This is a genomic window from Pseudarthrobacter sp. NPDC058196, from assembly GCF_042882685.1.
Taxonomy (GTDB): Bacteria; Actinomycetota; Actinomycetes; order Actinomycetales; family Micrococcaceae; genus Arthrobacter.
On record NZ_JBHVVN010000003.1, the window covers coordinates 191,179 to 212,704 of the forward strand.

Annotated in this window: 21 protein-coding genes and 1 riboswitch; of the genes, 16 read left to right on the forward strand and 5 right to left on the reverse strand. The window is 66.4% G+C overall.

Annotated features, from left to right (window positions below):
* Positions 1-47: 47 nt before the first annotated feature.
* Positions 48-1,130, reverse strand: coding sequence for a hemolysin family protein (locus ACFVVC_RS05940; protein ID WP_387450155.1), 1,083 nt, complete (start codon positions 1,128-1,130; stop codon positions 48-50).
* On the reverse strand, positions 1,127-2,461 hold the full coding sequence (locus tag ACFVVC_RS05945) for a hemolysin family protein (protein ID WP_387450156.1): 1,335 nt from the start codon (positions 2,459-2,461) through the stop codon (positions 1,127-1,129). The genes ACFVVC_RS05940 and ACFVVC_RS05945 overlap by 4 nt, the downstream gene beginning before the upstream one ends.
* A gap of 550 nt (positions 2,462-3,011) precedes the next feature.
* Here ACFVVC_RS05945 and ACFVVC_RS05950 point away from each other — a divergent pair.
* From ACFVVC_RS05950 to ACFVVC_RS05970, 5 genes are all read left to right on the forward strand, one after another.
* Positions 3,012-6,815 carry a multifunctional oxoglutarate decarboxylase/oxoglutarate dehydrogenase thiamine pyrophosphate-binding subunit/dihydrolipoyllysine-residue succinyltransferase subunit gene (locus tag ACFVVC_RS05950; protein ID WP_387450158.1) on the forward strand — a complete coding sequence of 1,268 codons (3,804 nt, stop codon included), beginning with the start codon at positions 3,012-3,014 and terminating at the stop codon, positions 6,813-6,815.
* Between the two features lie 142 nt (positions 6,816-6,957).
* Positions 6,958-7,557: a GDSL-type esterase/lipase family protein gene (locus ACFVVC_RS05955; protein WP_387450160.1), complete on the forward strand. Its 600-nt coding sequence runs from the start codon at positions 6,958-6,960 to the stop codon at positions 7,555-7,557.
* Between the two features lie 82 nt (positions 7,558-7,639).
* Positions 7,640-8,467, forward strand: coding sequence for a hypothetical protein (locus tag ACFVVC_RS05960; RefSeq protein ID WP_387450162.1), 828 nt, complete (start codon positions 7,640-7,642; stop codon positions 8,465-8,467).
* Positions 8,467-8,928 (forward strand): PadR family transcriptional regulator, encoded by a 462-nt coding sequence (locus ACFVVC_RS05965; RefSeq protein WP_387450164.1) that lies wholly within the window; start codon positions 8,467-8,469, stop codon positions 8,926-8,928. Before ACFVVC_RS05960 ends, ACFVVC_RS05965 begins: the two co-directional genes overlap by 1 nt.
* A gap of 119 nt (positions 8,929-9,047) precedes the next feature.
* On the forward strand, positions 9,048-9,122 hold the full coding sequence (locus ACFVVC_RS05970; RefSeq protein ID WP_369299106.1) for a 50S ribosomal protein bL37: 75 nt from the start codon (positions 9,048-9,050) through the stop codon (positions 9,120-9,122).
* A 101-nt stretch (positions 9,123-9,223) separates the two neighbouring features.
* On the opposite strand, the gene rsrA is transcribed toward ACFVVC_RS05970, so the two are convergent.
* Positions 9,224-9,484: a mycothiol system anti-sigma-R factor gene (rsrA, locus tag ACFVVC_RS05975; protein ID WP_387450166.1), complete on the reverse strand. Its 261-nt coding sequence runs from the start codon at positions 9,482-9,484 to the stop codon at positions 9,224-9,226.
* The gene (locus ACFVVC_RS05980) at positions 9,481-10,254 is read right to left on the reverse strand and encodes a sigma-70 family RNA polymerase sigma factor (RefSeq protein ID WP_387450168.1); all 774 of its coding nucleotides are present in this window, start codon (positions 10,252-10,254) and stop codon (positions 9,481-9,483) included. The genes rsrA and ACFVVC_RS05980 overlap by 4 nt, the downstream gene beginning before the upstream one ends.
* A 276-nt stretch (positions 10,255-10,530) precedes the next feature.
* Here ACFVVC_RS05980 and ACFVVC_RS05985 point away from each other — a divergent pair, with 276 nt between their 5' ends.
* The 8 genes from ACFVVC_RS05985 (at position 10,531) to ACFVVC_RS06020 (ending at position 18,243) form a co-directional block, all read left to right on the forward strand.
* Positions 10,531-11,079, forward strand: coding sequence for a DoxX family protein (locus ACFVVC_RS05985; RefSeq protein WP_018760163.1), 549 nt, complete (start codon positions 10,531-10,533; stop codon positions 11,077-11,079).
* Positions 11,080-11,085: 6 nt separating this feature from the next.
* The gene (aroA, locus tag ACFVVC_RS05990) at positions 11,086-12,474 is read left to right on the forward strand and encodes a 3-phosphoshikimate 1-carboxyvinyltransferase (RefSeq protein ID WP_387450171.1); all 1,389 of its coding nucleotides are present in this window, start codon (positions 11,086-11,088) and stop codon (positions 12,472-12,474) included.
* Positions 12,458-13,573, forward strand: coding sequence for a ribosome small subunit-dependent GTPase A (gene rsgA, locus ACFVVC_RS05995; protein WP_387450173.1), 1,116 nt, complete (start codon positions 12,458-12,460; stop codon positions 13,571-13,573). The genes aroA and rsgA overlap by 17 nt, the downstream gene beginning before the upstream one ends.
* A 44-nt stretch (positions 13,574-13,617) precedes the next feature.
* Positions 13,618-14,442, forward strand: a complete 825-nt coding sequence (gene hisN / locus ACFVVC_RS06000; protein WP_018760166.1) for a histidinol-phosphatase — start codon at positions 13,618-13,620, stop codon at positions 14,440-14,442.
* Positions 14,443-14,582: 140 nt separating this feature from the next.
* A riboswitch (SAM riboswitch) is annotated at positions 14,583-14,696 on the forward strand.
* Positions 14,697-14,732: 36 nt separating this feature from the next.
* Positions 14,733-16,151, forward strand: a complete 1,419-nt coding sequence (locus ACFVVC_RS06005) for an aminotransferase class V-fold PLP-dependent enzyme (RefSeq protein ID WP_387450175.1) — start codon at positions 14,733-14,735, stop codon at positions 16,149-16,151.
* Between the two features lie 97 nt (positions 16,152-16,248).
* Positions 16,249-17,007: a class I SAM-dependent methyltransferase gene (locus ACFVVC_RS06010; RefSeq protein WP_387450177.1), complete on the forward strand. Its 759-nt coding sequence runs from the start codon at positions 16,249-16,251 to the stop codon at positions 17,005-17,007.
* Between the two features lie 72 nt (positions 17,008-17,079).
* Complete coding sequence (locus tag ACFVVC_RS06015) at positions 17,080-17,784, forward strand: metal-dependent transcriptional regulator (protein WP_387450179.1); 705 nt, start codon at positions 17,080-17,082, stop codon at positions 17,782-17,784.
* An 81-nt stretch (positions 17,785-17,865) separates the two neighbouring features.
* On the forward strand, positions 17,866-18,243 hold the full coding sequence (locus ACFVVC_RS06020) for a hypothetical protein (RefSeq protein ID WP_387450181.1): 378 nt from the start codon (positions 17,866-17,868) through the stop codon (positions 18,241-18,243).
* Positions 18,244-18,270: 27 nt separating this feature from the next.
* Here the strand turns inward: ACFVVC_RS06020 and ACFVVC_RS06025 are convergent, their stop codons facing one another.
* Positions 18,271-19,254 (reverse strand): S1C family serine protease, encoded by a 984-nt coding sequence (locus ACFVVC_RS06025; protein ID WP_387450183.1) that lies wholly within the window; start codon positions 19,252-19,254, stop codon positions 18,271-18,273.
* 212 nt (positions 19,255-19,466) lie between these two features.
* Between ACFVVC_RS06025 and ACFVVC_RS06030 the strand changes: the two genes are divergently transcribed.
* The 3 genes from ACFVVC_RS06030 to ACFVVC_RS06040 all read left to right on the forward strand — a co-directional run bounded on the left by ACFVVC_RS06030 (position 19,467) and on the right by ACFVVC_RS06040 (position 21,518).
* The gene (locus ACFVVC_RS06030; RefSeq protein WP_387450185.1) at positions 19,467-19,931 is read left to right on the forward strand and encodes a pyridoxamine 5'-phosphate oxidase family protein; all 465 of its coding nucleotides are present in this window, start codon (positions 19,467-19,469) and stop codon (positions 19,929-19,931) included.
* Positions 19,932-20,008: 77 nt separating this feature from the next.
* Positions 20,009-20,479, forward strand: coding sequence for a pyridoxamine 5'-phosphate oxidase family protein (locus ACFVVC_RS06035; protein WP_387450187.1), 471 nt, complete (start codon positions 20,009-20,011; stop codon positions 20,477-20,479).
* Positions 20,480-20,501: 22 nt separating this feature from the next.
* Positions 20,502-21,518 (forward strand): zinc-dependent alcohol dehydrogenase family protein, encoded by a 1,017-nt coding sequence (locus ACFVVC_RS06040; protein WP_387450189.1) that lies wholly within the window; start codon positions 20,502-20,504, stop codon positions 21,516-21,518.
* Positions 21,519-21,526: the final 8 nt, after the last annotated feature.

The following is a 21,526-nucleotide window of genomic DNA, read 5'->3' on the forward strand; positions in this document are numbered from 1 at the left end:
GGAGGGGACGTCAACAATGCCAGCCTATACCTAAATGCGAATGATTCCTATTTAGCCTTCTGGTTGCCGTTGGGCTGGCCCAGCCGGCGAATCCCGGTGGCCTGCGTTGCGTCCCTGATTTCACCAACAAGCTGTTCGATCACGTCTTCGAGGAACAACACCCCGCGCGTCCTGCCATCCGGGCCGATCACCCGGGCAAGGTGGGACCCCGTGCGCTGCATGACGGACATGGCCTTTTCGATCTCATCGTCCAAGCCAAGGTTGGCCAGCGACCGGACACGGCCCTCGGCGATCGGCAACTCATAGCCGGACTCCGGGATGGACAACACATCCTTGACGTGGAGGTAGCCGTACAGCATGTCCTCGTCATCCAGCATGGGGAACCGGGAAAAACCCGTCCTGCTGACCGCCTTCTCAAACTCCACGGGGGTGGTGGCTGCACCAAGCATGACCAGGTTCTCCAGCGGCACCATGATGTCCTCGGCGGTGTGCTCGGAAAACTCGAGGGCGCCGTTGATGAGCCCGGCGTCATCGTCCACCAGGCCGTGGCGGGTGGACTCCTGGACGATCGACTGGACTTCCTCAAGGGTGAACGAGGAGGTTACCTCGTCCTTGGGCTCGATCCTCAGGAGTTTGAGGATGTGGTTGGCCGACCAGTTGAGGACTGAGATCACGGGGTGGACCAACCGGGCAACGAAGAGCAGCGGCGGAGCCAGGAGCAGTGCGGCTTTGTCCGCCACGGAGACGGAAATGTTCTTCGGCACCATCTCACCAAAGGTGACATGCAGGAACGTCACCAGCAGCAGGGCCACCGCGAAGGCCGCCACGCCCGCAGCCTCGGCCGGCAGGCCAATCGTCTCGATAGGAACAGCCAGCAGGTGGTGGATGGCGGGCTCGGCCACCAGCAGGATCAGCAGTGAGCAGACAGTGATGCCCAGCTGCGCGCACGCCAGCATCAACGAGACATTCTCCATGGCACGCAGGGTGGTCTGGGCCCGCTTGGACCCGGCATCGGCCAATGGTTCGATCTGGCTGCGGCGCGCCGACATGATGGCGAACTCGGCGGCTACGAAGAAGGCGTTGCCGAGCAGGAGCACGCCCAGCCACAGTATTCCGGCCCAGTCGCTCATGGGTTGCTCCTGTTGCTGGAGTCCGGTGTTCCGGTCTCCCTGTCGGGCCGGAAGCAGATGCGGTCGATCCTGCGGCCGTCCATCCTGGTCACGCTCAGGGTTCCGCCGCCGACCGGAACGGCGTCTCCCACGGCGGCGATCCTGCCCAGCTTGCTCATCACATAGCCGCCCACGGTCTCGTACGCTGCCTCGTCCGGGACGCTGAGCCCGGGAATCTGTTCGGACAGCTCGTCCGGACGGAGGAGGCCCGGGAAGTACCAGTCGCCCGAGGCGCTTTGCAGCAGGCCGGGGCGGACCTTGTCATGCTCGTCCGCCACTTCGCCGACGATCTCCTCCACCAGGTCCTCCAGTGTGGCGATACCTGCGGTCCCGCCGTATTCGTCCAGCACAACCGCCAGCTGGAGGTTTCCCTCCCGCAACTCGGCCAGCAGGGCATCAAGGTGGATGGTCTCGGGCACCCGCAGGACCTCGGTCATGATGGCTCCCGCCTCGAGGTTCCGCCGGCGTTCCCACGGCACGGCGACGGCCTTCTTGACGTGTACCAGCCCGCGGATGTCATCGGCCGAATCACCGATCACGGGGAACCGTGAGTACCCGGTCCGGCGCGCGGCATCAACGACGTCGGATACCGGCTGGTCCGCGTCGATCGTCTCCACCCGGATGCGCGGCGTCATGACATCCGCGGCCGTTCGGGTGGAAAAGTCCAGTGTGCGCGCAATGAAGTTGGCTGTTCCGGCGTCGAGCGTTCCCATTGCCGCGGAACGGCGGACCAGCGAGGCAAGCTCAGCCGGGGTGCGGGCGCCGGAAATTTCCTCTTTGGCTTCCAGGCCAAACACGTTAAGGACCCGGTTGGAGAATCCGTTGAGGACCAGGATGGCCGGCTTGAAGATGGTGGTGAAGACCAGCTGCGGGCCGGCCAAGGCACGGCCGACAGGAAACGCCAGGGCGATCGCCATGTTCTTGGGCACCAGCTCCCCCAGGAGCATGGAGAGCAGGGTGGCCACCACCATGGCCAGGACGAGCGACGCCGATTCCACCACCACGGGAGGCAGTCCGACGGCGGCCAGCGGGCCTTTGAGGATATGGCCCACCGAGGGTTCCATGACGTAACCGGTCAGGAGGGTGGTCAAGGTGATGCCCAACTGGCAGCTTGAGAGCTGGGTGGACAGTGACTTCAGGCAGGTGAGCAGCGGTACCGCGCCGGCATCGCCGTCGTCAATGGCGCGTTGGACCGTAGGCTGGTCCAACGCGATGAGGGAAAACTCGACGGCCACGAAGAAGCCCGTGCCGGCAATCAGCAGCAAACCCGCTGCGAGAAGGAGCCACTCCATTCAGCACCTTGCCCGGTGCGCGGGAAAAGCAGTCAGACCTGGAGCGGGGAGGATGTGTCGTCCCGGCGGAGGATGATCGGCCGAAACCGACGCCTGGTCCGTGCGGGTTGCGGCAAGCTGGGCCGTCTTCTGGTGATGGGCGCGTTGTCGGGGTTTGCCGGCTCTGGGGGCGGACTGCGCGGCGCTTCTCTTCGAGCTCCGCTGACAGCGCCCAGGCCGGCACCTAGATTTACTGTCCATAAGAATTTCAGTCTACAGGAGCGGCCCCGCGCAACGACGCGGCAACAGGCGGTCGCCGGACCCCGAAGCACGGCCGCAGGCATGCCTTTCCTGGTGTTCCCGCAGGCCCTGCTCCGCCATCCGCGGAGCCCGTGAAGGGGCCGCCGATCGACACTTCATGATTTGGGTCACCCTTATTGGCAGTTAACACACGATGCTCACTAGACTTGCAAAGGTCTGGGTTCAGAGGACGCAGAGACTGGTTCGATCGCAGTGCTGAAGCACCGGGGGGCCGGAGAGAAATCAAACTCATGGAAGAGGCGTATTTCAAGTGCCAGAGCAGCCAAGCCACCGTCTACCAGAGGAATTTGGCGGAAACGAGTGGCTCGTTGACGAACTGTACGAGCAGTACCAGCAGGATAAGAACGCTGTGGATGCCAAGTGGTGGCCGCTGTTTGAATCCTTCGACTCGGGCAACGGTTCTTCTTCCAATGGAAATTCCGCACACGCAGCCCGCCCCGCCACCCGGGAACTCCCGGTCGTGAAGGCGGCTCCCGCCGCACCGGCACCGTCGCCGGCAGCAGCCCCCGCCGCTCCCCCTGCTGCCGCTGCACCCGCGGCCCCGGCCCCGGCCCCGGTCAAGAAGGCCCCTGCCACCGAGGCCCGCGATGGCGGCACGAAGACCGGTGCAGGCACCGGCGCCCAGCCCATCCCGGCCCAGTTGCCCAAGAACGTCAAGGCCCCCACGGCTCCCGAAGAGGACGTCGTCTCGATCCTGCGCGGCCCTGCCAAGGCCATCGCCACCAACATGGTGACCAGCCTCGAGGTGCCCACCGCCACCAGCGTGCGCGCCATCCCCGCCAAGCTGCTGATCGACAACCGCGTGGTCATCAATTCCAACCTTGCCCGCGCCCGTGGCGGCAAGGTTTCCTTCACGCACCTGATCGGCTACGCCGTCATCCGTGCCCTCTCCCAGTTCCCTTCCATGAACGTGTACTACGACGAAGTGGACGGCAAGCCCGTCGCCGTCCAGCCGGCCCACGTCAACTTCGGCATCGCCATCGACATGCCCAAGCCGGACGGCACCCGCCTGCTGATGGTCCCGAACATCAAGAAGGCTGAAACCCTCAACTTCGCCGAGTTCTGGCACACCTACGAGGACCTCATCAAGCGCGCCCGCAACGGCAAGCTGACGGCTGAAGACCACCAGGGCACCACGGTATCCCTGACCAACCCGGGCGGCATCGGCACCGTCCACTCGGTACCCCGCCTTTCCAAGGGCCAGGCCGCCATCATCGGAGTCGGCGCCCTCGACTACCCGGCCGAGTTCCAGGGCGCCAGCGAGAAGATCATTGCGCAGAACGCCATCAGCAAGGTCCTCACCCTGACCTCCACCTACGATCACCGCGTGATCCAGGGCGCAGGCAGTGGCGAGTTCCTCAAGCTGGTCCACCAGCTGCTGCTCGGAGCCCAGAACTTCTACGATGAGATCTTCGAAGCCCTGCGCATCCCGTACGAGCCCGTCCGCTGGAGCCCCGACCTTCAGGTGGATCCCGCCGACGAGATCAACAAGGTGGCCCGGATCCAGCAGCTGATCCACTCCTACCGGGTCCGCGGTCACCTGATGGCGGACACGGATCCGCTCGAATACGTCCAGCGCAAGCACCCCGACCTCGACGTCCTCACCTACGGCCTGACCCTGTGGGACCTGGACCGCGAATGGCCCACCGGCGGCTTCGGCGGCAAGCCGATGCTGAAGTTCCGCGACATCCTGGGCGTCCTCCGCGATGCCTACTGCCGCACCACCGGCATCGAGTACATGCACATCCAGGAACCGGCCGAGCGCAAATGGTTCCAGGACCAGCTTGAACACCCCTATTCCAAGCCCAGCCGTGAAGAACAGATCCGGATCGTTTCCAAGCTGAATGCCGCGGAGGCCTTCGAAACGTTCCTGCAGACCAAGTTCGTGGGCCAGAAGCGCTTCTCGCTCGAGGGCGGCGAGTCACTGATCCCGCTGCTGGACGCCATCATGTCCGATGCTGCCGACGACGGCCTGGACGAAGTTGCCATCGGAATGGCCCACCGCGGCCGCCTCAACGTGCTGACGAACATCGCCGGCAAGACCTACGCCCAGGTGTTCCGCGAATTTGAAGGCACCCAGGATCCGCGTTCCGTCCAGGGCTCAGGCGACGTCAAGTACCACCTGGGCACTGAGGGCACCTTCACCTCCGACAACGGTAAGGAGACCAAGGTCTACCTCGCCGCCAACCCGTCGCACCTTGAAGCCGTCGATTCCGTCCTTGAGGGCATTGTCCGCGCCAAGCAGGACCGCCTGGACCAAGGCGAGTCCTTCCCCGTGCTGCCCATCATGGTCCACGGTGACGCCGCGTTCGCCGGCCAGGGTGTGGTGGCCGAGACGCTCAACCTTTCGCAGCTTCGCGGCTACCGCACCGGTGGCACCATCCACGTGGTGGTCAACAACCAGGTGGGCTTCACCACGGCCCCGTCGTCCTCGCGTTCCTCCACGTACTCCACCGACGTTGCCAAGATGATCCAGGCACCGGTCTTCCACGTGAACGGCGACGACCCGGAGGCAGTGGTCCGCATCGGCCAGCTCGCCTACGAATTCCGCCAGCGCTTCCACAAGGACGTTGTCATCGACATGGTGTGCTACCGCCGCCGCGGCCACAACGAGGGCGATGACCCCTCGATGACCCAGCCCCTGATGTACAACCTGATCGAAGCCAAGCGCTCCGTCCGCAAGCTGTACACCGAATCGCTGATCGGCCGCGGTGACATCACCGAGGAAGAAGCCGAGCAGCTGCTCCGCGACTACCAGGAACGGCTGGAGCGGGTCTTCGCGGAGACCCACGCCGCGCAGACCTCGCCGATCCCGATCGTCACCGCTGACTCCGCAGCCGTGTCCGATATCGAGCGCCCCATGGCCCAGCAGTCCGACTCCAACGTCAGTGCACCGGTCGCCACCGCCATCAGCGCCGAGACCTTGGCCCGGATCGGCAAGGCCCACGTCGAGGTTCCCGAGGGCTTCACCGTCCACGCCAAGCTCAAGCAGCTGCTGGAGAAGCGCGAGCAGATGTCCCGCGAAGGCGGCATCGACTGGGGCTTCGGCGAGATCGCAGCGTTCGGCTCCCTGATCATGGAAGGCGTTCCCGTCCGCCTCGCCGGCCAGGATTCGCGCCGCGGCACGTTCGTCCAGCGCCACGCCGTCTTCCACGACCGTGCCAACGGCAAGGAATGGCTGCCCCTGGGCAACCTCTCCGATGACCAGGCCAAGCTATGGATCTACGACTCCCTGCTGTCCGAATACGCGGCCATGGGCTTCGAATACGGCTACTCCGTGGAGCGGCCGGACGCGCTGGTCCTCTGGGAAGCCCAGTTCGGTGACTTCGTCAACGGTGCCCAGACCATCATCGACGAATTCATCTCCTCCGCCGAGCAGAAGTGGGGCCAGCGCTCCTCGCTGGTCCTGATGCTCCCGCACGGCTACGAAGGCCAAGGCCCGGACCACTCTTCCGCGAGGATCGAGCGCTTCCTGCAACTGTGCGCCGAGGACAACATGGTCGTGGCAAACCCCACCACGGCAGCTTCGCACTTCCACCTGCTGCGCCGCCAGGCGTACAGCCGCCCGCGCAAGCCGCTGATCATCTTCACGCCCAAGCAGCTGCTGCGCCTGAAGGCTGCCGCTTCGTCCGTGGAGGACTTCACCACCGGCGCCTTCCGCCCGGTCATCGGCGAACATGAGCAGCTGCCGGCCACCGCCGTCGAACGCGTCATCCTGGTATCCGGCCGCCTGTACTACGATCTCCTGTCCACCCGCCAGAAGACCGGCGACAAGACCACCGCGATCGTGCGCGTCGAGCAGCTCTACCCGCTGCCGCACGCGGACATCGCCGCGGAGCTTGCCAAGTACCCCAACGCCGAGGTCGTGTGGGCCCAGGACGAGCCCGCCAACCAGGGTCCGTGGCCGTTCATCGGCCTGAACCTGCCGGAGGCCCTGGACCGCCGCGTCCGGCTGGTGTCCCGGCCGGCGTCCGCCTCCACGGCTGCGGGTTCCATGAAGCGGCACGCCGCTGAACAGGATCTGCTGCTCAAGCAGGCATTTGCTAAGAAGTAAACCGTAAGGCTGCCCGGCCGGACGTCGAAATACCAGACTCCGGCCGGGCAGTTCTGTTTAATGGTTGGACAGCGCCGCCCCGTACCTCCGCAGCAGCGGCGGCAACGGAGGCTGCGGCCGGGTCGGAAGTAAAGAGGAACGCGTGGAAGACAGGAAGCTGCGGATCGCAGCTGTAGGAGACGAACTGCTGGCCGGACTGGGCGATCCCCGGGCGCTGGGCTGGCTTGGCCGCGTCCTGGCCCGCACTCCCCAGGACGGCATGCTGCTGGAAAGCTATGCCCTCCCCTGTCCGCAGGAAGGTACCGAAGGGCTTGCGGCCCGGTGGCTGGACGAAGCCGGCCGGCGCTTCAGCGACCAAGCCGAGAACAGGCTGGTCATCGGCCTGTCCGGGCGTGACATCGAGTTCGGCCTTTCAACCGCGCGGAGCAGGCTGAACCTGGCCAACATCCTGGACTCGGCCTCGCAGAACCGCATCGAGGTGTTCGTTGTGGGACCGCCGCCCACGCTCGATCCGACCCAGAACCGGAGGCTGGACGAGCTGAACACCGCCTTCGCCGACGTCACCACCCGGCGCAAGCATCTATACGTCGATACGTTCTCGCCCCTGCTGAACCATGAACAGTGGCGCCAGGACCTCGCCGCAAACGGGGGGACTCCGGGCCAGGCCGGATATGGCCTCATGGCCTGGCTGGTGCTCCACCGCGGCTGGTTCCAGTGGCTTGGGATGGACGCACCCCAATAGGCCTCGACAGGATGCCTTGACCGGCGCAGGCCGGCGCGGCTAGGTTGAAGCCCATCGCGATATATCGCCTCTGGAGGGGACCATGGCTGACGGAAACTGGAGTGTGCAAGGCCCGCAAACCATCGAGATCGGGGACGCTACCGCCCTGAAGCTGGGCATGGTGCGCGGCAGGTTCACCGTGGTGGCCCATGCCGGGCCGGCGGTGCGGGTGGAGATCTCGGAGGTCCACGGCGATCCCGTGGCGGTGTCAGCCAGCGGCGGCAGGGTGGAAGTCCGGCACCAGCTGAATGGTCCGCAGGGATGGTTCAAGAATTTGATGGAAACCGTCAACCACAGCAGCGACAACTCGGCCGTGATCAGTATTTCCGTTCCACCCGGCGTCGAGGTGGAGGCCGGCACCGTCAGTGGTGAGGGACTCGTCTCCGGCGTCGCCACCCACGTCCGCCTCAATACCGTGTCAGGCTCCGTCGTGGCGGACGGCACCTCCGGTGAGCTGCAGGTCAACACTGTCAGCGGCACGGCAGCCGTCAGGAACCACCGAGGCGTCCTCACGGTCAAGAGCGTCTCCGGGGCGGTCACCGCGTCCGGACACTTCACCAATGTGCGGACGAACACCGTCAGCGGCCACCTTACTTTCGAGCTGCTTGGCTTCACCCATGATTTCGGTTCCAACTCCGTCTCCGGGGACCTCACCATTAAGATTCCGCACGATGTCGGCGTCGACATCGTGGCCAAGTCGGCCGGCGGGGCGGTGGTCCTTGACGGCCAGCAGTGCTTCCTGGCCAACGGAAAAGTGGAAACGATTGCCGGGCCGGACGGGCAGCTGATGCTGGTCAGGACCAACTCGGTGTCCGGCAGGACGTCCATTGTCCACACCCCCGAATCCGGCAGCGGGGAAGCGCACGGCTGATGCCTGCCGTCTTCGCACACGGTGCGTTGCGCTTGTACCTGCTTGCCCTGCTCGAGGGCGGTCCTAAACACGGGTACGAGCTGATCAAGGCACTCAAGGACCGGTTTGGAGGCGCTTACTCACCCAGCGCGGGAACAATCTACCCACGGCTGGGCAAGCTTGAGGCGGACGGCCTGGTGGCCACTGAGCCGTCCGGACGACGCACGACGTACCGCATCACGGCAGCGGGACTTTCCGAGCTGAACCACCGCAGGATGGACCTGGCGGCAGTGGAACGCGGGATCACCGCTTCCGTGCAGCGCCTTGCCGTAGAACTGATGCTGCAGCAATTCCGCGATGGCATCCGTGCCGACCTGCAAGGCGGGGCCCCGCACGGACCCCTGACCGCGGTGGCACTGGATCATGTCCGGCTTGTCCTGGACGAAGCCCGCGCCGCCATCAGCACCACGCTCCACAGGTAGGGCGCTGACATCCGGCCGCACCGCCGCAGGTCATCCCCCTGCTCCGGTTCGCGGGCCGCCACATCATGTGGGAGACTGGAGGGCAGCTCTTTTGAGTACCAACAGTAAGGAGGCCAGCTATGAGCAAGCGTGCACGCAAGCGTCGTGACCGTAAGCGTGGCGGCGCGAACCACGGGAAGCGCCCCAACACCTAGGCAAATGCCAGGGACTACGGTTCAAGCAAAGGACCCCGCAAGCCATTCGGCTTTCGGGGTCCTTTGCTGTCTGCGGCCATTGTCCGCCGGCCTGGGGCTTCCTACGCCTCCACCGGACGGATGGCGTGGATCCGGTCCAGGATGGCGTTCTTCAGGTTGTCCGGAGCGGCCTCCGTGCAAGAGCGCTTGACCATGTTGCGGATAACGCACTCAAGGTCATACTGCTGCGTGCACTCGGGGCAGTCGTCAAGGTGGTCCTTGATTTCGGTAAGGTCCTCGCGGGTCAACGCCCCGTCAAGGTACTCGTAGATGCGTTGCATCCGGGTGTCGTCGCAATCGCCCAATCCCTGGCAGTCGCTCATTTCCTGTTCTCCTGTGATTTGCTTGCTGCCGCATCCGATGCATCTGCGGCCGTTTTGAATCCGCGCTCGGCGGCGTATTCCGCGAGCATGTCCCGCAACATTCTCCGGCCGCGGTGGAGCCGGGACATCACGGTGCCGATGGGCGTGTTCATGATGTCTGAGATTTCCTTGTAGGCGTATCCCTCGACGTCGGCGAAGTACACCGCCAACCGGAATTCCTCCGGAATGTCCTGGAGGGCCCGCTTGACGTCCGAATCCGGGAGGTGATCCAACGCCTCGGCCTCGGCCGAGCGAAGTCCGCTGGAGGTGTGGGATTCCGCGCGGGCCAGCTGCCAGTCCTCGATCGTGTCCGAATTGGACTGCAGCGGCTCCCGCTGCCGCTTGCGGTAGAGGTTGATGTAGGTGTTGGTCAGGATCCGGTACAGCCACGCTTTGAGGTTCGTGCCCGGCTTGTACTGGTGGAACGCCGAAAATGCCTTGGTGTAGGCCTCCTGGACCAGGTCCTCGGCATCTGAAGGGTTACGTGCCATGCGCATCGCAGCCGAGTACAGCTGGTCGACGTACTGCATGGCGTCCCGTTCGAAGCGCAGGCGGCGGTCCTCGACAGTCTCCGCGGCAACGTCCAAGGCGGCGTCCTCGGCGTCCGGCCCTGCGGCAGGAGCAACCACCTCCGCCGGTGCGGCAGATGCGGGCGGGCCCCCTGCCGGGCCGTCCGCTGCGCCAGGTGAAGCCTCATACATGGCCGCGACGGCCGGATCCAGGGTGCTCATTGCCTTCAAGTCTACTGTCAGGCTCCCCGCCCGGGGCATGCCGTACTCCCGGGGTTCGGTAGCCAGTGCTTCCACTGCCACCGGACCCGCAGGCCTCGTTCCGTCCAACACCTTCCCCAAGGGCCAACTCCGCTCTGTATCGGGTGAATGATCATCGGGCCGCATGTCAGTGACCCGTTTGCCATAACCCCTTCCCGCAGGCAAATATTCCCCAAAAGTGCAAGACTAGGACCGACTCCGCCGCGTTCCGCGGTTCGTCCATCCAGGAGGAAATCCATGTCCTTTGTCCGCACGCTCGCACGGCCCATGCTCGCCTCCAGTTTTGTCATTGCCGGACTGGACAAGCTCAAGAACTCCGATGACACTGCGCAGCAACTCTCACCCCTGCTGCGCAAGGCCGCGGCCTCGCTTCCCTTCCAGGCCAGCGAAAAGACCCTCGCCCGCGTCATCGGCGGTACCCAGGTGGGCGCCGGCGTCCTGTTCGGCCTTGGAAAATTCTCCAGGCTTTCCGCCTCCCTCCTGACGGTGGTTTCCCTGCTGAACACGTTCGTTGAGTGGCGCAGCGCGGACATCAGCAGCAAGGAAGGGCGTGAGACCCGCCGGAACCAGCTGCTCAAGAACCTGTCCCTCAGCGGCGGTGCACTGCTCGCCTCGGTGGACACCGCAGGTAAGCCGGGACTGGCCTGGCGCGCCGAGCACCTGGCCGCAGGAGCCCGCCGGAACGCCTCGCACCTGGCCGCCGACGCGCGCAAGACCACGAACAAGAAGCTGCACAAGGCGGACAAGGCTGTCCGCCGCGCCGTCGACCACGCCACGGGAGCCTAAGCACGAATGACCGCAGCAACTGCCGCCCGGGACGCTTCCGGAACGCCTGTCCAGCACTGGGACGCACCTTTCGCTTCCCGGCCCATCAATGCCACCGTGACGGTGCCCGGCTCGAAATCCCTGACCAACAGGTACCTGGTCCTGGCGGCATTGGCGGACGGGCCGTCCCGGTTGCGGGCGCCCCTGCATTCCAGGGATTCAGCTCTGATGATCGATGCGCTGCGGCAGCTTGGCGCCACGATCACCGAGGTGCCCGGAGACGGAAGCTTCGGCCCCGACCTCCATGTGGTTCCGTTGTCCGCGTCGGCGCCGGCAACGCTGACCAGGATCGACTGCGGGCTGGCAGGTACGGTCATGCGGTTCGTTCCGCCGCTCGCGGCGCTCCGCAACGGCGCCAGCGTATTCGACGGCGACCCGCACGCCCGCAAGCGTCCTATGGGGACCATCATCGAGGCCCTCAAGGCCTTGGGTGTCGCTGTTTCAGCCGAAGACGGCAGCACCCCGTCGTCCCTCCCGTTCGTCGTGGCGGGCCAAGGCTCAGTCCGCGGCGGGCACTTGGTGATTGACGCCAGCGCCTCGTCCCAGTTTGTCTCCGCGCTCCTGCTCGTGGGGGCACGGTTCGACGACGGCCTGCACCTTGAGCACGTCGGCAAACCGGTTCCCAGCCTGGACCACATCAACATGACGGTCGCGGTCCTGCGCGGCGCAGGCGTGTCAGTGGACGACTCTGTTCCCAACCACTGGGTGGTGGCACCCGGACCGATCCGCGCCTTCGACCAGCGGATCGAACAGGACCTTTCCAATGCGGGCCCGTTCCTGGCGGCGGCGCTCGCTTCACGGGGTACGGTCCGGATCCCCAACTGGCCGGCGGAAACCCAGCAGGTGGGCGACCTGTGGCGCAGCATCCTCACCAGCATGGGCGCCACCGTCACGCTGGCCGGCGGCGTCCTGACCGTCACCGGCGGTCCGGAGATCAAGGGTGGCGACTTCGCGGACACCAGCGAGCTCGCCCCCACCGTGGCTGCGCTGTGCGCCTTGGCCTCGGGGCCCTCCCGGCTCACCGGAATCGCGCACCTGCGAGGACACGAAACAGACAGGCTCGCCGCCTTGGTGGCGGAGATCAACCGGCTCGGCGGGGATGCCGAGGAAACCCCGGACGGACTGCTCATCCGCCCCGCCCGGCTGCACGCCGGCGTCGTGCACAGCTACGCGGACCACCGCATAGCCACTGCCGGGGCAATCCTGGGACTGGCCGTGCAAGGCGTCAAGGTGGAGGACATTGCCACCACAGCCAAGACCATGCCCGATTTTCCCCAGCTTTGGGCAGGCATGCTGGCCCGGGAAGGCACGTCCGCAAACGGACCTGAAGGGCGCGGCAGTGGCGCGGAGCACTGATTCCTGGGACGAATCGGACGTCAGGATCCGTCCAAGCAAGAAAGGCTCCCGGCCCCGCACCAAGGACCGCCCCAGCCACGATGACGCCGTGACCGGCCGGATCATCACGGTGGACCGTGGCCGGTACACCGCGGTGGTGGGCGAGGACTCGGACAATGAGCGGGTGGTCATCGCTGCACGGGCCCGCGAGCTTCGTCGCAATCCCGTGGTGGCCGGCGACTTCGTCTCCCTGGTGGGGGACGTCTCAGGAGCCCCGGACACCTTGGCCCGCTTGGTGAAGATCCAGGACCGCCGCACCCTCCTTCGCCGCAGCGCCGACGATACCGATCCCGTGGAGCGCGCCGTGGTGGCAAACGCGGACCAGCTGGTCATCGTTGTGGCGGCTGCCAACCCCGAGCCCCGCACCGGCTTCATCGACCGCGCCCTGGTGGCGGCCTACGACGCCGGGATCGAGCCGATCCTGCTGGTGACCAAGGCCGACGTGAAGGATCCCGCGGAGCTCCTCTCCAATTACACGCACCTGGATTTCCCGGTCATCATCAGCAAGACCGCCGACGCTCAGGCGTCCGGGATTGACGCGCGGTCCGACGACGGCCTCTCCGCCCGGCTGGACAGCGCTGCGGTGGCTGCCCTCCGCGCGCATCTCGACGGCACTGTCACCGTCATGCTGGGGCATTCCGGGGTGGGCAAATCCACCATGGTAAACGCGCTGACGGGGGCCGAGCGGGCCACTGGCGGCGTCAACGCCGTGACCGGGCGCGGCCGGCACACGTCGTCCTCGGCGCTGGCGCTTCGGCTGGCGGACGCGCCGCCCGGCAGCTGGATCATCGACACTCCAGGTATCCGTTCCTTTGGCCTGGCGCACGTGGACCCGGACAGGATCCTCCGCTCGTTCCCGGACCTCTCCCCCGGCATCGAAAACTGCGAACGGGGCTGCAAGCACACCGCGACGGCGGTCAACTGCGGGCTGGACGAGTGGGTGGATGGCGGACACGCCGGCCCCACCGGAGCCGCCCGCCTGTCGTCCCTGCGGCGGCTGCTCGGCGCCGACCCGAGGATGGAAGCACAGGAAACCAAGGAGCTTGGCAGCGTCAACTGACGCGTTCTCCCGGCAGAAACGCCCGCAGACGGTAGTTTGGAACCATGATCCAACCCGCTTCGAGTTACAACGATGACCTGCGCCTGGCCCACGTCCTGGCCGACTCCGTGGACGACCAGACGATGAGCCGCTTCAAGGCCCTGGACCTCCACGTCGAGACCAAGCCGGACCTGACGCCGGTCACCGACGCCGACAAGGCGGCCGAGGAGGCCATCCGCGGCCAGCTTTCCCGCTCCCGGCCCCGCGATGCAGTCCTGGGCGAGGAATTCGGCAGCACCGGCCACGGCTCGCGGCGCTGGATCATCGATCCCATCGACGGGACCAAGAACTTCGTCCGCGGCGTCCCGGTCTGGGCCACACTGATCGCCCTGGTGGATGAGGGCGAGCCCGTGGTGGGTGTCGTCAGCGCGCCGGCACTGGGCAAGCGCTGGTGGGCGGCCAAGGGCATGGGGGCGTACATGGGCAGGTCCCTGGCCGCCGCCACCCGGCTTCGGGTCTCCAACGTCTCCAACCTGGCCGACGCCTCCCTCTCCTATTCCAGCCTGGGGGGCTGGAAAGAACGCGGAAACCTTGACGACTTCCTGGGCCTGACGGAGGACGTGTGGCGGACCCGGGCCTACGGGGACTTCTGGTCCTACTGCATGGTGGCCGAAGGCTCGGTGGACATCGCCTGCGAACCCGAACTGAACTTGTACGACATGGCTGCCCTGGTGCCGATCGTGGTAGAGGCCGGCGGCCGCTTCACCTCCCTCGAAGGCGAGGACGGACCGTTCGGCGGCAATGCCCTGGCCACGAACTCGATCCTGCACTCAGAGGTGCTGCACCGGCTGAACCCGGACCTCGACGACCTGCTGCAGCAGTCGCCCTGACGGCAAAAAATCGAATAATACGACGCCGGACGCCTCCTTTGGGGGGCGTCCGCGGCTGTTTCTTCGGCAGGACGTAACAAAGCCCTTAACAATTGCTGCGGCTTCAGTCCTGGCCAGTCCATGTTCTACGCTTTTATCCAGGTCACGAGTGCCAGCGCAAAACCCCGGTTTGCTGGCCGGCAACCCTCCATTCGCGGTGGGGTGCCCCGGGTGACGACCAGGCCGGTCCGGAGCGGATACGGCAAGCGCGGATTCCAGCATGCCGGAGTCCTGTTCCAAGTGAGGTCTCTGTGACAACTGCCACCGTCTCCCCCCAGCCCGCCACCGCCAACGCGGCCGCACCGGATCCGCGCCAGGCCATTGCCGGCCGGCCCCTCGCCGCGGTCACAGGCGCGGAGATCCAGGCGCCCCTGATTTCCGGCGGCCACGTCCGCTACGCGAACCTCGACTACGGTGCATCCGCCCCGGCACTGTCCGTGGTGTCCGCATACCTGAACGAGATCCTCCCGTATTACGCGAGTGTCCACCGGGGCGCCGGGTACGCATCACAGATCAGCACCTCCGTGTATGAAAACGCCCGCAACATTGTCCGCGACTTCGTCGGAGGCCGCCCCGATGATTCGGTCATCTTCACCCGCAACACCACCGACTCCCTGAACCTGCTGGCCGGCTGCCTGCCGCTGGCCGACGGCCGCCCCGCCGGAGACGTCCTCTACCTGGACATCGAACACCACGCCAACCTCCTGCCCTGGCAGGGCGTCCCGCACCGCAGCATCGTCGCCGCGGACACCGTCAGCGGCACGCTGGAGGCAGTCCGCGCTGAACTGGAGCAGGGCGGGGTCAGCCTGCTGGCCGTCACCGGCGCCTCCAACGTCACCGGCGAGATCCTCCCAATCCGGGCCTTGGCTACCCTGGCGCACCAGCACGGCGCACGGATCGTCGTGGACGCCGCCCAGCTTGCGCCGCACCGCCGGGTGGACATCAGCACGGACGACGTCGACTATCTTGCGTTCTCCGGACATAAGCTCTACGCACCATTCGGCGCAGGCGTCCTGGTCGGACGTCCGGACTGGCTGGACGCCGGCGTCCCCCACCTGGCCGGGGGCGGCGCCGTCAGGGAAGCAAGGCTCGACGGCGTCAGCTGGGCCACCGGCCCGGCCCGCCACGAAGGCGGCTCACCCAACGTCCTCGGCGCAGCCACCCTGGCCCGCGCCACCGAAGTGATCGCCGGACTGGACCAGGCCCGGTGGCACGCCCACGAATCCGCCATCCGCTCCTTCCTGGTGGAGGGCCTCCAGGGTATCGACAGCGTCACGGTCCACCAGATCTTCAAGGACACCAATCCGGAAACGGACACCATCGGCGTGGTCAATTTCTCGGTTGCAGGCTACGACGCCGGGCTGGTGGCGGCCTACCTCTCGGCCGAGCACGGCGTGGGCTTGCGCGACGGACGCTTCTGCGCCCACCCGTTGCTGAAGCGCCTGGGACTGCCCAACGGTTCCCTCCGGGCGAGTTTCGGCGTCGGATCCCGGCTGGAGGATGCCGAGCGCCTCCTTGCCGGCATCCGCGCACTGCGCAGCAGCGGCCTGGGCTGGGACTACGTGGTTGACGCAGGCCGCTGGGTGCCCGCCAACGATTCGCGCACCTACCCGCACTGGGCACCCAACACGCCGGGAACGGCCGGCGCGGCCCCGTGTATCGACGACTAACCGGGCACTTCCCGCTCCTGGCCCCCCAGCTCATTCCACGGCAGATAATGCGGTAAATTCGAGGGGCACCAACAGTCGGAATTGAAGGAGTCCACGCGTGGTTCGGGGTGGCCCCAAGCTTGATCACGGGCGCCGGCGGGAACTTGGCGGGAGTTTCCGGGACGGCGGACAGCACTACCAGCGCGTCAGGCCGGGATATCCCGCGGAATCAGCCCGGTGGCTGGTGCCCGCGCAGGCCCGTGACGCACTCGATGTTGGTGCCGGGACCGGAAAGTTCACCGCCCTGCTGCTGGAGCTGGGCCTGGAGGTGACCGCCGTCGACCCCTCCACGGACATGCTCGCCCAACTGGCGGCGCACTGCCTCGCTGCCACGGCCGTGGCGGGAACCGCGGAGGCGACGGGGCTGCCCGATGCCTCGTTCGACGTCGTCAGCGTGGCCCAGGCCTGGCACTGGTGCGATGCGCTGCCGGCGAGCACCGAACTTTCCCGCATTCTGCGACCACACGGAACGCTCGGGCTCATCTGGAACCAACTGGATACCTCGGTGCCATGGGTGCACAGGCTCTCCCGGATCATGCACGCCGGCGATGTGTACCGCCCGGGCCACAAGCCCGTAGTAGGGCCCGAATTCACCGGGCTCGAAGGGCATGTCACCCACTGGCAGGACAAGGTGACCACCACCGACCTGATGGAACTGACCAAGTCCCGCAGCTATTACCTGAGGGCAGGCGAGGCGGCCCGGGCCAAGGTCCTGGCGAACCTGGACTGGTACCTCCACGACCACCTCGGCTACGGGCCGGACCAGGAACTCGAGCTTCCCTACCTCACCTTGGCGTGGCGCGCCAGGAAGGCGTAACAGGATGGGTTTGCCCGGCGCTGCAGGCTCCCCGGACCCGTCCACGGCAGGGAACCCGGTAGGCTTGAGCCTGTGAAGACCAGCGCGCCATCCTCCTCCATTGAGGACTACGTCAAGGTCATCTATTCATTCACGGAATGGCAGGACAAGCCCATCACGTCCTCCCAACTGGCCCAGCGGCTCGGGGTGGCGAATTCGTCAGTGTCCGAGATGGTCCGCAAGCTCAAGGACCAGGGCCTGGTGGACCACAAACCGTACAGCGCGGTGACGCTGACCGATGCGGGCCTGCGGCTTGCGCTCGCAATGGTGCGGCGCCACCGGCTGATCGAAACCTATCTCGTGCAGCGCCTGGGCTACAGCTGGGATGAAGTGCACGATGAAGCCGAACAACTGGAGCACGCGGTGTCGGACACGTTCATAGAGCGCGTCGCCGCCAAGCTCGGGGACCCCAGCCGGGATCCACACGGCGACCCCATTCCCACGGCGGACGGCCAGGTGCTGATGCCGCGCGCCCACCTCCTCGCCGAGCTGGACGAGGGCCATACCGGCAGGATCACCCGGATCAGTGACGACAACCCTGAGCTGCTCCGCTACCTTGCCTCGCAGGACATCGAGCTTGACGCCGGCGTGGAAGTGCTGGGACGGCGGCCTTTCGGCGGTGCGTTGGTGGTGCGGATCGGCGGCGCCCGGGAGTACGACCTCGCCGATGAGATCGCCTCGGCATTGTGGGTTTCCAGCGACGCCCCGCACCCCGGCTGCAGCCTGGCCCTGCCCTGACCAGCGGAGTTGCCGGGACAGCCGGCTGAGAGGGTCCGGAGCAGCGGCCCGATTTGGCGGGCTCCCGTATGGTGGACTGTGATGATCAGCAGACGTGACGCCGCAATAGCCCTTGATGTACCCCTTGAAATGGCACAACGCCATGGCCTGCCGAAGTGGATGCCCGAGTCCGAGCTCCGCGACATCCTGGACAATCCTCCCCCGTGGCTGGTGCAGTCACGTGCCAACCGGACTGGAAAGCGGCCCGTGTGGGTCCATCTGGAGTGCGCCGTATGCGGGTACGAGGAAGCGGCACGGCCCAAGAAGTGGTGGCCGGACTTCACCTATGTGGTGTGCGGGCACCACGCACCCGAAGAGATCCCACCAGTACAGCCCGGCTGCGTCCGCGGCGAGTACGACGGCGTCGGGACGCGTTTCACAGGCATCGCGGACGTCCAAGCGCCGGCCCCGGGCGCATAGCGCTTCCGGACGCATCGACCCCGGTGCCTACGGAGTCCCGTTGCCCGTCATTTCCTCCGGAACGGCGGTGAGGTGCACTTCGGCGCCGTCCCGCAGCACGGCGACATCGAGCGGCTGGCCGATGGCGTCGGCAAAGAGGAGCCGCTGCAGGCTCTCGGCGTTGCTGACAGGGCGGCCTCCCGCCGTCAACAGGATGTCCCCGGCCGCCAGCCCCGCCTTGTCCGCCGGAGACGCGGGCAGTACCTCCACGACGCGCAGCCCCTCGCGCCGCCCGGTGCGGATGACGGCGCTGGGAGTGAGCTGGATGGGCGTACTCACCAGGCCCAGGTAGGCCCGGCGGACCCTCCCGTCCGCCAGCAAAGCAGCGATGATCCGGCGCGTGGTGGCGTTAATGGGGATGGCGAGCCCGAGCCCTGCTCCCGCCACTGCCGTGTTGATGCCAACGATCCGCGAGTGCGTGTCTGCCAGTGCGCCGCCCGAATTGCCCGGATTCAAGGCCGCATCCGTTTGGATGACGTCTTCGATGACCCGCCTGTTGCCACCGGACCAGACCGGAATGGCCCGGCCCAGGCCACTGACCACACCGGCTGTTACTGATCCCGCCAGCCCCAGCGGGTTTCCAACCGCCACCACCAACTGGCCCACCCTGAGGGACTCGGCCGCACCGAACTGGGCCGGTGGCACCTTGGGCCGCGAACCGTGGACCACCGCGAGGTCGGACAACGGGTCCGTGCCCACGAGTTCGAGTTCCATCCTGCCGCCGTCGCCGAAGACCGCAAAACCCTGGTGCGTTCCGGCCACCACGTGGGAATTCGTGAGCAGGTAGCCGTCTTCGGTGAAGAGCACCGCGGAACCTGCGCCCACCCTGGCGCGCCCGTTGCGGCGCTGGGCGGTCATCTCGATCGCCGCCACGTGGGGCGTCACCGTCGCCGCCACCCGCATGACCGTCTGCGAGTACGAGTCCAGGATGTCGTCGTCCTCCGGTGGCATGATTTTCCGCGCCTGCTCCATGGCGCACCTCCAGCCCTCGTGCGGGTTCACCCGGTGCAGCCCCCCGGCCGTTGCCGGCCGTGGCAGGTTTCCATCGGATCCTTACGGAAGACAACGACGCAGCGGCAGATTCCAGTCCCGGTGCTGCTACGCCGTCGGTGAACACCACCCGGCCGTCCAGCATTCCCTTCCCACCGGTGCGCTGTTACCGCCCAGGCTCTAGGATCGGTACCATGACTGGTTCCCGGGCAGGCTCTCCTACGGAAATATTGGACGCTGATGCGTGCTGGCAGTACTTGAGGTCTTCCTATATCGGCCGGCTGGCGGTCATCAACGGCGAGATTCCCGAGATCTTTCCGGTGAATTTTTCCGTCTCCGGCGAGACGCTGTTCTTCCGGACGGCGCCGGGAAACAAGCTTCGTGCCTTGCTGAGCGGGGCGGTGGCAGCGCTGGAGGTTGACGGACTCAATCCATACGCCACGGAGGTGTGGAGCGTGGTTGCCAAAGGCAAGCCGGAACCGTTCGACGAAACCCGGATGAGCCTGCCGGCAGGCGACGCCGACCGTGAACCGTGGGAAACCGGGATCAAGGACCATTTGATCGCCATCTCCCCCACCGAACTCACCGGCCGCCGGTTTGCGGTCACGCCGCCCACCCGGTGGTGGCCGCCGGTGGACTTCTCCGCCGATTGGCTCTAGCCGCTACACAGTCGTCCGGCCAAGGCCGGGCCTTTGTGCCCTTTCCGGGGGCGGGCGACTTCCCTACGCTGTGCCCTATGACAGAGAACCCAAACGTACCTGCAGCTGAAATCCTCGATGCGGAAGAGTGCTGGTCGCTTCTCGCGCAGACCGGGGTGGGACGCCTGGCCGTCACGGCGGATGGCCATCCTGACGTCTTTCCGGTCAATTACAAAGTGGACGGCCATACTCTGGTCTTCCGCACTGGCGGCGGCACCAAACAGCAGGCCATCGAGTCCGACGCCGTCGTGGCCCTCGAGGCGGACGCGGTCAGTTCCCAGTTCGGCCTGGCATGGAGCGTCGTGGTCAAGGGCAAAGCCGCAGAGACAACCCCAACAGGACCTGACCTCGACGACATCCGGCGGGCGCTCTTCCCCTGGCAGGGCGTGGGCAAGGAATACTTCATCCGCATCACGCCCGAGTCCATCACGGGCAGGCGCTTCACCATGACGGCACCACTGCTGTGGCAGACACCGTTGGACGACGCGACCCGCGCCGGCTTCGAGTAACCGCCACCGAACGGGACGCACCGTGCGTGCATGGTGGGTAGGCGGCCCCGGCCCCATATCCACGCATCCCCTGGTTCAGGGGCAGCGGGACACGCCGAAGCCGCGGCCGCGTGAGCTCCTGGTGCAGGTCAGTGTCTGCGGCGTGTGCCGCACCGACCTCCATCTCGCTGAAGGAGACCTGGCACCCCACTATCCGCACGTGGTCCCCGGGCACGAGGCGGTCGGCGTCGTCATCGAAACAGGTGGGGACTGCTCACGGTTCCATGCCGGCGACAGGGTGGGCGTCGCCTGGCTTGGCGGAGTGTGCGGCCGGTGCGAGTACTGCCGCCGCGGCGACGAAAACCTGTGCTTGTCGCCTGTGTTCACCGGGTGGGACACGGATGGAGGCTTTGCCGAACGGTTGGCAGTCGCCGAGGACTTCGCCTACCCGATCCCGCCCGCCTTTTCCGATGAGCAGGCAGCGCCGTTGCTGTGCTCCGGGATCATCGGGTACCGCGCCCTGAAACGCGCTGCATTGCCGGTTGGCGGCCGGCTTGGCATCTATGGCTTTGGCAGCTCCGCCCACATCACCGCGCAGCTGGCTATCAGGCAGGGCGCCTCCGTGTTCGTCATGACCCGGTCGGAGGAGGCCCGATCACTTGCATTGGAACTGGGGGCCGAGTACGCCGGCGACGCCTACGGGCGGCCGCCCGTCCCGCTGGATTCGGCCATCCTCTTTGCGCCGGTGGGCGATCTTGTCCCGGTGGCGCTGGCGGCCCTCGACCGTGGCGGGACCCTTGCCGTTGCCGGGATCCACCTGAGCGATATTCCGGCCTTGAATTACGGCAGGGAGCTTTTCTACGAGCGCCAGCTGCGCAGCGTCACCGCCAATACCCGGGCGGACGGCCGTGAATTCCTGGCCCTGGCGGCCAAGCTGTCATTGACCTTGAAAACAACCACATACCCTTTCGACGCGGCCGACAAGGCGCTGGAAGACCTGGCCGCCGACAGGGTCACCGGGTCCGCCGTCCTGCGCATCCGCCCGGAACAGCCCGGCTAGGGCCGGCC

What these genes read in the sequence shown, in the direction of transcription:
- ACFVVC_RS05960 (WP_387450162.1), top strand. Translation starts at nt 7,640, where the DNA reads ATGGCTGACGGAAACTGGAGTGTGCAAGGCCCGCAAACCATCGAGATC.
- ACFVVC_RS06020 (WP_387450181.1), top strand. Translation starts at nt 17,866, where the DNA reads ATGATCAGCAGACGTGACGCCGCAATAGCCCTTGATGTACCCCTTGAA.
- hisN (WP_018760166.1), top strand. Translation starts at nt 13,618, where the DNA reads ATGATCCAACCCGCTTCGAGTTACAACGATGACCTGCGCCTGGCCCAC.
- rsrA (WP_387450166.1), bottom strand. Translation starts at nt 9,484, where the DNA reads ATGAGCGACTGCCAGGGATTGGGCGATTGCGACGACACCCGGATGCAA.
- ACFVVC_RS05980 (WP_387450168.1), bottom strand. Translation starts at nt 10,254, where the DNA reads ATGAGCACCCTGGATCCGGCCGTCGCGGCCATGTATGAGGCTTCACCT.
- ACFVVC_RS05945 (WP_387450156.1), bottom strand. Translation starts at nt 2,461, where the DNA reads ATGGAGTGGCTCCTTCTCGCAGCGGGTTTGCTGCTGATTGCCGGCACG.
- ACFVVC_RS06030 (WP_387450185.1), top strand. Translation starts at nt 19,467, where the DNA reads ATGACTGGTTCCCGGGCAGGCTCTCCTACGGAAATATTGGACGCTGAT.
- ACFVVC_RS05985 (WP_018760163.1), top strand. Translation starts at nt 10,531, where the DNA reads ATGTCCTTTGTCCGCACGCTCGCACGGCCCATGCTCGCCTCCAGTTTT.
- ACFVVC_RS06025 (WP_387450183.1), bottom strand. Translation starts at nt 19,254, where the DNA reads ATGGAGCAGGCGCGGAAAATCATGCCACCGGAGGACGACGACATCCTG.
- ACFVVC_RS06035 (WP_387450187.1), top strand. Translation starts at nt 20,009, where the DNA reads ATGACAGAGAACCCAAACGTACCTGCAGCTGAAATCCTCGATGCGGAA.
- ACFVVC_RS05965 (WP_387450164.1), top strand. Translation starts at nt 8,467, where the DNA reads ATGCCTGCCGTCTTCGCACACGGTGCGTTGCGCTTGTACCTGCTTGCC.
- aroA (WP_387450171.1), top strand. Translation starts at nt 11,086, where the DNA reads ATGACCGCAGCAACTGCCGCCCGGGACGCTTCCGGAACGCCTGTCCAG.
- ACFVVC_RS05940 (WP_387450155.1), bottom strand. Translation starts at nt 1,130, where the DNA reads ATGAGCGACTGGGCCGGAATACTGTGGCTGGGCGTGCTCCTGCTCGGC.